Annotated in this window: 11 protein-coding genes; 2 read left to right on the top strand and 9 right to left on the bottom strand. The window is 67.6% G+C overall.

The annotated features are described in order from the left end of the window. Nucleotides 1-14: 14 nt before the first annotated feature. The gene (locus B0T44_RS00265; RefSeq protein ID WP_011206895.1) at nt 15-221 is read right to left on the bottom strand and encodes a cold-shock protein; all 207 of its coding nucleotides are present in this window, start codon (nt 219-221) and stop codon (nt 15-17) included. Between the two features lie 442 nt (nt 222-663). Here B0T44_RS00265 and B0T44_RS00260 point away from each other — a divergent pair, with 442 nt between their 5' ends. Beyond that, on the top strand, nt 664-3,057 hold the full coding sequence (locus tag B0T44_RS00260) for a DEAD/DEAH box helicase (RefSeq protein WP_077118690.1): 2,394 nt from the start codon (nt 664-666) through the stop codon (nt 3,055-3,057). A gap of 146 nt (nt 3,058-3,203) precedes the next feature. Here the strand turns inward: B0T44_RS00260 and B0T44_RS00255 are convergent, their stop codons facing one another. The 7 genes from B0T44_RS00255 to ssd form a co-directional block, all read right to left on the bottom strand. Then, a complete protein-coding gene (locus B0T44_RS00255; protein ID WP_077118692.1) occupies nt 3,204-3,596 on the bottom strand; it encodes an Rv3654c family TadE-like protein in 393 nt (130 codons plus the stop codon). A gap of 236 nt (nt 3,597-3,832) precedes the next feature. Then, entirely contained in the window at nt 3,833-4,147 is a 315-nt protein-coding gene (locus B0T44_RS00250) for a TadE family type IV pilus minor pilin (RefSeq protein ID WP_139347895.1), read from the bottom strand. Nucleotides 4,148-4,221: 74 nt separating this feature from the next. Next, the gene (locus B0T44_RS00245; protein WP_077118879.1) at nt 4,222-4,386 is read right to left on the bottom strand and encodes a DUF4244 domain-containing protein; all 165 of its coding nucleotides are present in this window, start codon (nt 4,384-4,386) and stop codon (nt 4,222-4,224) included. 645 nt (nt 4,387-5,031) lie between these two features. Beyond that, nucleotides 5,032-5,643 (bottom strand): type II secretion system F family protein, encoded by a 612-nt coding sequence (locus tag B0T44_RS00240; RefSeq protein WP_217697524.1) that lies wholly within the window; start codon nt 5,641-5,643, stop codon nt 5,032-5,034. Nucleotides 5,644-5,845: 202 nt separating this feature from the next. Next, nucleotides 5,846-6,640, bottom strand: coding sequence for a type II secretion system F family protein (locus B0T44_RS00235; RefSeq protein ID WP_077118695.1), 795 nt, complete (start codon nt 6,638-6,640; stop codon nt 5,846-5,848). Continuing rightward, entirely contained in the window at nt 6,637-7,842 is a 1,206-nt protein-coding gene (locus B0T44_RS00230; protein WP_077118697.1) for a TadA family conjugal transfer-associated ATPase, read from the bottom strand. Before B0T44_RS00230 ends, B0T44_RS00235 begins: the two co-directional genes overlap by 4 nt. Nucleotides 7,843-7,905: 63 nt before the next feature. Then, nucleotides 7,906-9,024: a septum site-determining protein Ssd gene (ssd, locus tag B0T44_RS00225; protein WP_077118890.1), complete on the bottom strand. Its 1,119-nt coding sequence runs from the start codon at nt 9,022-9,024 to the stop codon at nt 7,906-7,908. Between the two features lie 443 nt (nt 9,025-9,467). Here ssd and B0T44_RS00220 point away from each other — a divergent pair, with 443 nt between their 5' ends. Continuing rightward, on the top strand, nt 9,468-10,301 hold the full coding sequence (locus B0T44_RS00220) for an HAD-IB family hydrolase (protein ID WP_077118699.1): 834 nt from the start codon (nt 9,468-9,470) through the stop codon (nt 10,299-10,301). A 506-nt stretch (nt 10,302-10,807) separates the two neighbouring features. Here B0T44_RS00220 and B0T44_RS00215 read toward each other — a convergent pair. Beyond that, nucleotides 10,808-11,554 carry a Fic family protein gene (locus B0T44_RS00215; RefSeq protein ID WP_077118702.1) on the bottom strand — a complete coding sequence of 249 codons (747 nt, stop codon included), beginning with the start codon at nt 11,552-11,554 and terminating at the stop codon, nt 10,808-10,810. Nucleotides 11,555-11,579 lie beyond the last annotated feature (25 nt).

Genomic DNA, 11,579 nt, shown 5'->3' with positions numbered 1-11,579 from the left:
GGATTATCGCGAGCTCAGCTGAGCGCGCGGACTCCGGTGGCCTGCGGCCCCTTGGTGCCCTGGCCAACCTCGAACTCGACCTTCTGGTTCTCCTCGAGGGTGCGGAAGCCCGAACCCTGAATCTCGGAGTAGTGGACGAAGACGTCAGCGGAGCCGTCCTCGGGCGCGATGAAGCCGAACCCCTTCTCCGCGTTGAACCACTTCACAGTTCCCTGTGCCATTCTGTTCCTTCTCTTTTCTTACTCGGAACGGCGGACAACTGGGTTCGTCCACCGGGCCCGTTCCGACCGTTGTACTGTTGGTTCCTCCCCCTGCAAGGAAAGCACCGAGTACACCGTTCGCAACGTCGATCCTGCCGACGGTTTGGACTCTTTGATCCGTCCCTCGAACACAGAAGCTTGCGACCAGGACCCAGTGAACCATGTCTTCGGGCAATTCGACAGCAGAGTTACCGACAATTTGCAAAAAACTTGATCTTGCGAATGCGCAGGTGAGGGACACAATGCCAAAATCTGTACTTTCGGTTCGTTTGCCCTCGAGTAACCGAGTCCCGATCCGGCAACTCAGCTGTGACCCAGATCGCTATTTGGTATCGAAAACGCTGGTGAAGCTTCCTGGAAGCGCACGTTTCACTTTTCTTGTGTCCACGGAAGGCCGAAAGTGATGAATCCGGCCGAACAGCGGCCATCCGGAACGACCACAAACGGTCTCAGCTACGGGCGATCGTTGCTGAATCGTGTCCTTTCCGGCGCGCCTGCCGACGACAGCCGACTGACCCACGTGGCGGAAATACCGGCCCGCGCGGCAGCCGTAACCCCCTGGCCCGAGTGGGTGGCGCCCGAGGTCGTCGCGGCCCTGCACGCGACCGGGATAACCGCACCGTGGGCGCACCAGGCCGAAACCGCCGAACTGGCGGCCAAGGGCAACCATGTGGTAGTGGCGACCGGCACGGCGTCGGGCAAATCGCTCGGCTACCAGCTACCCGTACTCACCGCATTACTGGACGACCCGAAAGCAACCGCGCTCTATTTGGCGCCGACCAAAGCCCTCGGCGCCGACCAGCTGCGTGCCGTCGGCGAACTCACCCACGAAGGCCCGCTACGGGAAGTCCGTGCCGCCGGATACGACGGCGACACTCCGGGCGAAATACGCCAGTGGGTGCGGGCGAATTCACGCTGGATATTCACCAATCCCGACATGCTGCACGTCGGACTGCTGCGCTCCCATCAGCGCTGGGCGCGGGTACTGCGCAGGCTGCGCTATGTGGTGGTCGACGAATGCCACGCCTATCGAGGTGTCTTCGGTTCCCATGTCGCGCTGGTACTGCGCAGACTGCGCCGGCTGGCCGCCCATTACGGGGCAGACCCGGTGTTCGTGCTCTGCTCGGCGACCACGGCGGAACCGGCGACCGCAGCGTCCCGGCTGATCGGCGCCGACTGCGTGACAGTCACCGAGGACGGCTCACCGCACGGACCGCGCACAGTCGCACTGTGGGAGCCGCCGCTGTTGTATGAGGTGACCGGGGAGAACGGTGCCCCGGTACGCAGGCAGGCCACCTCGGAAGCAGCGCGGATCATGGCGGACCTGGTCACCGAGGGCGCGCGGACGCTGACCTTCGTCCGTTCCCGACGCGCCGCCGAACTCGCCGCTATGGATGCCAGGCGGCTGTTACAGCAGGTCGCACCCGAGCTGGCCGAGCGCATTGCCGCCTACCGCGGCGGATACCTCCCGGAGGACCGCCGCGAGCTGGAGGCCGGGCTGTCGGAAGGTGCGTTGCTCGGTGCCGCCACCACCAACGCCCTGGAGCTGGGGGTGGATATTGCAGGCCTGGATGCGGTGGTGATGTCGGGTTTCCCCGGCACTGTCGCCTCCTTCTGGCAGCAGGCAGGCCGGGCCGGACGGCGCACCCAGGGGTCACTGGTGCTGCTGGTCGCCCGGGACGACCCGCTCGACACCTACCTGGTCCACCATCCGGAGGCGCTGCTCGGCAAACCGGTCGAAGCCACCATCACCGACCCCGACAACCCGTATGTGCTCGGGCCGCAGCTGCTGTGTGCCGCGGTAGAACTGCCGCTGACCGATGACGAAGTCGACGAGCTCGGCGCCCGCCAGGTCCTCACCGACCTCGCCGAACAGGGCCTCATCCGGCGCAGGGTGAACGGGACCGGCGGTAGCGCGCGCTGGTTCGTGACCACGGAAACACAACCGCACGACACGGTCGACGTGCGCGGCGGAATCGGTGCGCCGGTGGTGATCGTGGACGGTGAAACCGGCAGGCTGCTCGGTACCGCTGACGCCGGTCGTGCCCCCGCCACCCTGCACGAAGGTGCTGTTCACCTGCATCAGGGCGAGGCGTATATCGTCGACGAACTGGATCTGGACGCGGGCGTCGCGTTCGTCCGCGCGGAAAACCCCGGTTGGACCACCAGCGCTCGTCAGGTCACCTCCATCACCGTCGACGAGGTGACGGTGCACCGTAGCCACGGGCCGGTGACGGCGGCCTTGGCCTCGGTGCTGGTGACCAGCCAGGTGGTGGGATATCTGCGCACCCTGCTCTCAGGGGAGGTGCTCGACCTGGTCGAACTGGACCTGCCCGCGCAGATCCTGCCGACCACCGCCGTGTTCTACACCGTGACCCCGGAGCTGCTCCTGCGCGCCGGTATCGATCGAACCGAGCTGCCCGGTGCGCTACATGCCGCCGAACATGCGGCGATCGGGCTGTTGCCTCTGGTCGCAACGTGCGACCGCTGGGATATCGGCGGCGTCTCGACCGCCGAACACCCGGATACCGGCCTGCCCACCGTGTTCGTCTACGACGGCCAGCCCGGCGGTGCCGGATTCGCCGAACGCGGCTTCCGGCGGCTGCGTCACTGGCTGTCGGCGACGCACTCGGTCATCGAATCCTGCGCCTGCGCCGCGGGCTGCCCGTCCTGCGTCCAATCTCCCAAATGCGGAAACGGGAACAGCCCGCTGGACAAGGCGGCGGCCGCGCGGCTGCTCGCCGCGGTGCTCGCCGACCTTCCGATCGATGCGGATGACGAGGTAAGCGCCGAATAAAAAGGAATTCGATCATGTTAACTGATACATTGCCGCAGATATTCATGCCTATGCATGCGAATTCCTCCCTCAATTTTCCGTCCTTGTGCTGGGAATTGGTATCGGTACTGCAATAGCGGACGCTGCCCGAATAGCAATACTCGTCGTTAACAAAATTGAGCATGCGCGCATTGGTCCCCTTCCCGCACCGGTCCGGCACGCGCGATCGCGCGTACACTGCGCGCCCCGAACAGACCTATTGGTACTTTCTCTTCGACAGTTAGCAACACATCCCAATCGGTGACGTCGCACTCCGTGACCCGCGCACGCATCCGCTGTGCGAGCACGCGCGCTTCGGTACAACCCGCCTGCACACCTTCCAGCAGTGCGGCCGCGCCGGCCAACGCCGCGAGGTCGGCCGCCGCTTGTATCCGGTGCCGCGCCACGACAATCATCCCGACCTGCGCAAGCAGCGAAGTCAGCACGATCAGTCCCACCAGCGCCAGGCAGGCAGTCACACTCGCAGCCCCCTCGTCCGCCCGCAGGCCCCGACGATCCACCGGATCTCTCCCAGTTCCAGCCCTGCAACCACCCACCGACCCTCCCCCTGATCCCGCCTCGCGACCACCCGTCGGCCCTCCCCTCGATTCCAGGCCCGCGACCACTACAGCCCTCCCTCGGTTCCAGCTCTGCAACCACTCCCCGCTTCCAGCCCCGCAACAACTCGCCGGTCCTCTCTCGGCCCCAGCCCCGCAACCACCCATCGGCCATCCCCTGATTCCAGCCCCACTACCACTCACCAGTCCGCCCCCGGTTCCAACGCCGCAACTGCCTCGGCTCGCAGCACCAACCCTGGCAGCAGCGGGGTTCCGACGGCGACCTCGGCAATCACCCGCCGCCCGTCCCGCCGGATATCGATATCCGCATCCGGCGGAGCGACCTCCCGCGCGGCAGCAGCCGCATGGGCCCGGTCACCGCGCGCGGCCAGGCGAGCCGCCTCGCGGGCAGCGTCGACGCAGCGCACTTGAGACGACGCCGCGAGCAGTGCTGCCACGCACAGGATTACGGTCGCGACGATCGCGGCGAGCGCGATCGCCGCCTCCACCGTCACCCCACCACGGTCGTCACCGAGCGCCAGTGTGCGCTGCGTTTTCTCCGCCTGTGCTCCGGCTATCCGTAGGCCGGCTACACACTGGTGTCGAGCGCCTTGTCGATGATCTTCGTCAGCGCATCCACAATGCTGTCCCCTGTAACCACTCCATAGAGCACGGCGCCGAATGCCGCGGCAGCTATGGTCCCGATAGCGTATTCCGCTGTGCTCATGGCCTCCTTCCCGGCCACCAACCGCATCAGCCGGACACGCAGGCATGATCCGAACGAACGCGCGACGCCGACAATGCGCCGCACCGTACGAGCGAGCGCCTTTCGACCGGTCTCGATCGGCGACACCTCCGCCGCGCCGGCGCATACCCGCGGTGTCGAACTGGACGCCGTCGGCCTGGTCTGTGTCTCTGCCGGAGACCCGTGCCGCCGAGCGCTGATGCAACCGCGCTGACCTGCAATGGAAATACCCTGTGCCGCAGCATGTCCCGATGAAGAACCACCAACGTTTTCCGCAACGCGCGCTTCCGGTATCGGACGTGTCGCAGCCGCAACAGCCGACGACCCGCTGCTCACCGCCCCCACTCTGCCTCCGATCGCCGTCCGGGCATGGACCGCATCGCGCCGCGTTCCTGCCGAGCAGGCGCGCTCCGCCGCGGCAACGGGCTCTGACGGTACCGGGCTCGACTGCTCCCGAAAGCGGGTCCGCGCTGTCCGGCGCAGGTTCTTTCCGCCACTCATGCTCTCCCCCGTTGGTGGTCGCCGCAACGCGGCGGACCACATCAGCCGCGATACCGCGGTGAGCTGTCGTGTTCTCGTGTGGATATGCACGTGGTTCCCCTCTTCTCTTACCAGCCCAGGCAGCAGTTCCACCCGGGCATGTTCCGGTGGTGTTCACAGCAGACCTCCGCCGAGCACGCTGGTGGCCAGGCCGATGACCACCGGCACGATGCCCAGGCAGATGAACGCAGGTAGGAAGCACAGGCCGAGCGGACCGCCGATCAGTACCCCAGCTCGCTCGGCCCGTGCGGCGGCCTCGTCTTCGACCGTGGCCCGGCGTTGACCCGCGAGTTCCCCCACCGCGACCGCCAGCGAGGAACCCGAGCGCGCGGACCGGCGGGCCAGCCGCGCCAGTGCCTCGAACTCCGTTGGTGTGCCTGTTTTCTCGACCGCCGGTGCCGACCATGCGATGGCGGGGTCGGCACCGAGGGCGAGCAGATCCGCGGTGCGATCCAATGCCGCACGCAGCCGGGCCGGGGCGCCGGGCGCTACCGCGCCTACCGCTGCCGCTGTCGGCATGCCCGCCCGCAGGCAGGCCGCGAGCAGATCGAGTACGGTCGCGACGGCAAGCGGGTCCTCAGCGTCTGCGCGGCCGGACCCCGGACCGGTTGTCCACGATCGACGAGCACGGGCTGGCGAAAGCCTGGTGATCACGGAGGTCCGGGCCGGCTGCACGACCAAGGCCACGGCCAGCAGCATCAACGACGTCTGGATTCCGGTGCCCATGGTTCCCCTGTTCAGCGGCGAGATCATCGGAGCGGCGGTTGTTGGTTTCGACCCGCCCGATATCGGCGGGCCGCCCCAAGGCGGGGCAAAGGTTCGCTCGGGTTGCTCGGACCCGTGGGTACGACAGCGGGCATGCTCAGGAGGTGCGGGCGGCGCGCGGCCCGGCCGCCATAGCAGGAGCACGTCCTTGGTTTTCGGCGCGTCATATCAGCACCTTCCGTGTGATGGCGTCCGACCACAGCAGCCCCGCGCAGGCCAGGCCTGCACCGATCGGCAGCAGGTAGTTCCCAGCCGGGGAGGTGAACAGCACTCCCAGTGGTGCGGCGCCCATAAGCTGACCGAGGGCGATACCGAGCAGGGGCAGACCGGCCAGCACCGCCGCGGTGGCGCGAGCTCCGGCGAGCGCGGCCTCGGTGCGGTCGCGGAAGCGGATGCGGGCGGTCAGGTCGGTGCGGGCCGCGCCGAGTAGTTCGGCGAGGGCCAAACCGTGGTTTTCGGCGACGCGCCAGGCATCGGCGATCCGGCCGAGTTCGGCACCGATCACCCAGCCGTGACCACGCAGGGCGTCGGAGCCGCAGCCGCCCAGCCTGCTGCGCGCCGAACTCACCGCGAAAGCACGCGATGCGACGCCCGCGGCCTCGGCAGCGGCCACCTGAGCAGCGGCACTCGGGTGCGCACCCACTCGCAGCTCGCCGATGACCGCGTCCAAGGCGTCGAGCAGCTGCCCGCATTCGGTTCGCCGCGACCGATCCCGTGCGGCGCGACGCATGCGGATACCGATGGTTCCGGCGAGTATCACGGCGGCGATCAGCGGCCCGCTTCCCAACAGGAACGCTGCAGCACAACCGATTCCGGCCCCTACCCGGTACACCGCCGCCGATCCGTACCGGGCCGCCGGACGGCAGACTGTGGCGAACAGCTCCGAGAACCGGCGCCGCTGCCTGCCCCGCGGCACCGCCAGTAAGGCCAATGCGGCACACACGAGCGCGGGGCTCATCGCTCCAGCCGTTCGCGCAACAGGCCCGACAGGGCGGACGCAGCAGGTACTGCACCGCTATCGGCGCGCCAGGCGGCCGTGATCCGGACGTGTCCGTGCTGGTCACGTTCGAGCAGGCCGATTTCGCGGAGTCCGCGTGACCCGTCGGCGCGGCGGTGCACGTGCAGCACGATGTGGACCGCGGCGGCGAGCTGGCTGTGCAGGGCCGCTCGATCCATGCCGCCGAGGGCCGCGAGGGCTTCCAGCCGGGCGGGTACTTCGGCCGGCGAGTTGGCGTGGACGGTGCCCGCGCCTCCGTCATGGCCGGTGTTGAGGGCAGTCAGTAGGTCGACCACCTCGGCGCCGCGGACCTCGCCGACAACAATCCGGTCGGGCCGCATGCGCAGAGCCTGGCGAACCAGCTCGCGCAGGGTGATCTGCCCGGCGCCCTCGACATTGGCGGTGCGGGCGACCAGCCGGACGACGTGCGGGTGCGGCGGGGCCAGTTCTGCGGCGTCTTCGACGCAGATGATCCGTTCGGCCGGGTCCACCTCGGCCAGCAGCCCGGACAGCAGAGTGGTTTTGCCCGACCCGGTTCCGCCGACGACGAGGAAGGCGAGCCGAGCCCAGATGATCTGTCGCAGCAACTGCTTCGCATCGGGGGGCACCGCACCTGCCGCGGCAAGCGCGTCGAGACCCTGGGTGGCTGGGCGCAGTACCCGCAACGACAGGCAGGTGCCGCCGTGCGCGACCGGTGCGAGCACGGCGTGCAGCCGGACGCCGAACGATTCGCCGAGCGACTCTTGGTGACCCGACAGCCGGCCATCCACCCAGGGTTGAGCGTCGTCGAGGCGGCGACCCGCAGACAGTGCGAGGCGCTGCGCGAGCCGACGGACCGCCGCTTCGTCCGGGAAGGTGATCGAGGTTTTCTCGATGCCGTGCCCACGATCGATCCACACCGCATCGGGTGCGGTGACGAGCACATCGGCGACATGCGGATCGTGCAGCAGTGGCTCCAGGACCCCAGCGCCCGTGAGTTCGGTCTGCAGCAGCCGCAGGGCGCGCAGCAGGTCGGTATCACCGAGCACACCGCCCGCCTCGGCTCTGATCGCCGCCGCCAGCCGCGCCGGATCCGGTTCCCGGGAGTCACCCGCGAGACGTTCCCGGACTCGGTCCAGCAGATCGGCGTTCACCAATCCGCCAGTAGTTTCACCTACAGTCATTCCGCCCCCCTTTCGTCGCGGAGCCGTCGCGATACACAACCGCGAGCCGAGCGACCTCACCATTCATCTCGCGAGCTCCTCGGCCGGTCCGTGCAGGACGGACAGGACCGCGTCGCACGCGTCCCGCAAGGGCCCGCGCCGCAGGGTGAGCCCGCCGCGTTCCAGTCGAGCAGGTAGCCCCGGTTGTGCTCGAACGGCCGCCAGCAGCGGAAGATCGAGCACTTCCGCGATTTCGTGTCCGCGCAGGCTGCCCGGTGCAGGACCGCGAACTAGCAAGCCCTGGTTGGGGTTACGCCGGGCGATGTGTGCGGCGACAGTTCGGGCGGCGGCGACCGCACGCAGCTGGGCGGGAACCACGAGTACCACCAGATCGGCGGCGTCGAGCATCTGGCCGGCGTGCGGCCCACGTTCACTGGAAACATCGCAGACGACGAGATCGCCCGCACCGTGGCTCGCTTCGATCACCGCGTGCACCGCCGCGGAGCCGATATCGCTGCGCGCCCCGCTGTCGCGGCCGCAGGACAGGACGGAAAGTCCGGTAACCGCTTCCGGGAGCGCATTGTGCAGTGCGGTTGCCGATACCCGGCCGTTCTCGACGACCAGATCGGGCCAGCGCAGGCCGGGCGCCTTTTCGATGCCAAGCAGCAGGTCGATCCCGCCGCCGTGCGGGGCGCCGTCGATCAGCACGGTATTGCGCCGGAACCCGCCGGTGGCCGAGCGCAGCGCGGTGGCCGCGGCGAGTGTCGAGGCTCCGGCTCCACCGACCGCGCCCGCTACGGCGAGGACCAACCCGCCCTCGGCGCGGTTTTCGGCGTGTTCGGCGAATTTCTCGATGAGCCCGACCGCGGATCCTGGGAGCGCGATAACGTGTTCAGCGCCGATCGCGGCGGCGGCTTGCCAATCGTCGAGAGCTGCCTCCCCCGCGGTGACGGTGACGACACCGGGACGGCGGGGATGCCCTGTTCTGGCACAGGTTTCAGCGGCTTCGGTGTCGAGGACGACCAGCGGAGCGGCGGTCCAGGGATGTCTGCCGACGGGCGCGGCCCGTTCGTCGAGCCGCCTGCCCGCCGCGGCTGCCACCCGGCGGACTTCATCGCGTAGCCGGGAGTCGTGGATGAGCGCCAGCACCGGCGCTGTGGCGGGAGCCGGATCGCTGGCTGTTTCGGGCAGGTCGTGAGCCATGTCGTCAGCGTGGCGCAGCGGCGTGAGGCCGCGGTAGGCCGTGAACCGGAATGTGGATAACTCGCGGGTTGTGGATGAAACGGTTTCCGCCGTGAGCGCCGAGCCGGAGGGGACCCGTTTCGATGCATTCACCAACGAATCGACCCGGAAAGAGGCTGGTGTCCACTGCGCGGAAAAGAGGCTTCCCAGAAATAGAGGACGGCCCCAGCCGGGGGGGAGGAGGCTGGGGCCGTCGGGTTCAGCCCCGGGGGGTCGGGCTGAACGCGCCTGGAACATGTCCAGGTGCCAGCAATACTACACCTACGCACCGGCCATAATGCAAGCCCGACTTTCGGGAAGTCCCCCGAATCACTGATACGGCTAATTGGAGCGTAAAAGCGCAGTTCAGAGCACCGCAGAGCCACGAAGAAGGGTACAGGAGGCGACATGCCTATCCTGGACAGGTGACTGCCCAGGGCGATCAGACAGGATTTCCGCGCCGACCCCCGACGGGCGGACGTGTTGCCGCGTTCTTCGATCTCGACAAGACGGTGATCGCGAAATCGAGCACCTACCTGTTCAGCAAGCCGTTCTACGCGCAGGGACTGCTGAACCGACGCGCAGTTTTGGAGAGCAGCTACGCGCACTTCCTGTTCCTGCTTTCCGGCGCCGATCACGATCAGATGGAACGGATGCGCGCCCATCTGACGAATATGTGCGCAGGCTGGGATGTCGAGCAGGTGAAATCGATCGTGGCCGAGACTGTGCACGAACTGGTCGATCCGTTGATCTATGCGGAGGCGATGGACCTGATCGCCGATCACAAGATCCGCGGACATGACGTGGTGATCGTCTCGGCCTCCGGTGAAGAGGTCGTCGCGCCGATCGCGGAGGCGCTGGGCGCGACGCATACCGCCGCGACCCGGATGGTGGTCGCCGACGGCAAGTACACCGGCGAAGTGGACTTCTACTGCTATGGCGAGGGCAAGGTCAGCGCCATCGAGAAGCTCGCCGCAACAGAGGGTTACGACCTGTCACGCAGCTACGCCTACTCCGATTCGATCACCGATCTACCACTGTTGTCCGCTGTCGGCCATCCGACGGCGGTGAACCCGGATCGCGCTCTGCGCCGGGAGGCCGCGGCCAGAGGCTGGCCGGTTCTCACCTTCTCCAGCCCGGTTTCACTGTGGTCGCGGTTCCAGGCACCGGCTTCAACGACTGTGGCCGCCACCCTGATGGTAGGTGTGAGTGCGATCGTCGCAGGCGCGGTCAGTTACCGGCTGCTGCGCCGACGCTGAGGTCATCGCGGGTCATCGCGCACTTACTTCACACACCTGCGGAGTACTTTCCGACCCCCAGAACCTCGACCGTCGACACGTCGAAAGAGTGGCATTACAGCACGAAACGCCGAAAGACACGCCGGTAATTCAATACTCAGCAGGCCCTTGATGTGAAAGCGCTCACAGTGTAAAAATGGAGGCACGGAAGGACGGAAGGCCAAGACGCAGCCGGAAGAGAAGGCTCCGTTTCCCATCCCACCCTTCCTGGCACGGACACCAGGTACCCACGCGGAGCTCGCCGCGACAAGGGCAGAAGTGTTGTGGGCCTGCGAAATCCGACCTGCCGACGGCGATGGCCTCGCACAGTTTGCGGGGATGAGCCGCGGTGGGCGCTCGGAGGAACGCCGAGGCCGTGGAGGACAACCCGATAAGCACGCATGGTAACCAGGTAGTTCGTGCCCGCGGGCGGTGAAGTCGATCAACGACAACGCCGCCCGCTTCTACTGTGCGGCCCGACCCAATGGTCATCCCACGGCCGAATCGGCGATCGACTTCGCTTCCCGAGCGCCGTCCTCCAACGCGCCGCAGCACAGGATCACCCATCCGCCGACCTCGTCCACGGTTCCCTCCCCGAACCCGGCTGCCCCGTCCAGATAAGCCTGGCGTCTGCGCAACCAGAACACCTCCGGCACACCGAGGCCGTGCGGATCCAACCCGCTGGATACCGCGACCAGCCGTGACGCCGCGCGCGCCACGATACCGTCGGCGGAACCGAATGGCCGCAGTGTCAACAGTTCCCCGTGTACCACCGCCGCAACCACCGGCGCCGGTGCCGTCGACCCGAGTACCGTCTGCACCAGCAGATCGAGCCGTTCGGCAACACCCGCATCCGCCCGCGGCCTGCCCAGCTGCTCGGGATCGGACACCAGATCGGCCGCGGCCAGTAGATGTAACCTGGCCAGCGCCTGCAATGGCGCCCGCTGCCAGATACCGGTCATATTCCGCAGCGCGTCACCGTCGAGCGCCTGCCCTACCCGCAGCGAACCAGCCAGGATCGGGTCGGAAACATTCCCGTCGGCGGGCAGGTCTACGCTGCCGCCGTCGATTGCGGCCGACGAACGCGCCGCCCGCACCGCCGCCTCCGCCGCCGTGGTCGGCCAGCCGCGGCGGTTCGCTTTGTGCCGGTGCACCTCGGCCAGCGCATCACGGGCCTTGTCGGCGGCAGCGCGCACACCGGGCAGGTCGACGAGGGGCTGCAGCGGATCGGTCACGAGGTACGAGGCTACTTCCGTAACC

The sequence above is a fragment of the Nocardia donostiensis genome (assembly GCF_002081715.1).
In the GTDB taxonomy this organism is placed as follows: domain Bacteria; phylum Actinomycetota; class Actinomycetes; order Mycobacteriales; family Mycobacteriaceae; genus Nocardia; species Nocardia donostiensis.
Note: the sequence above shows the minus strand (reverse complement) of the source record. Positions and strands in the feature narration are given on the sequence as shown.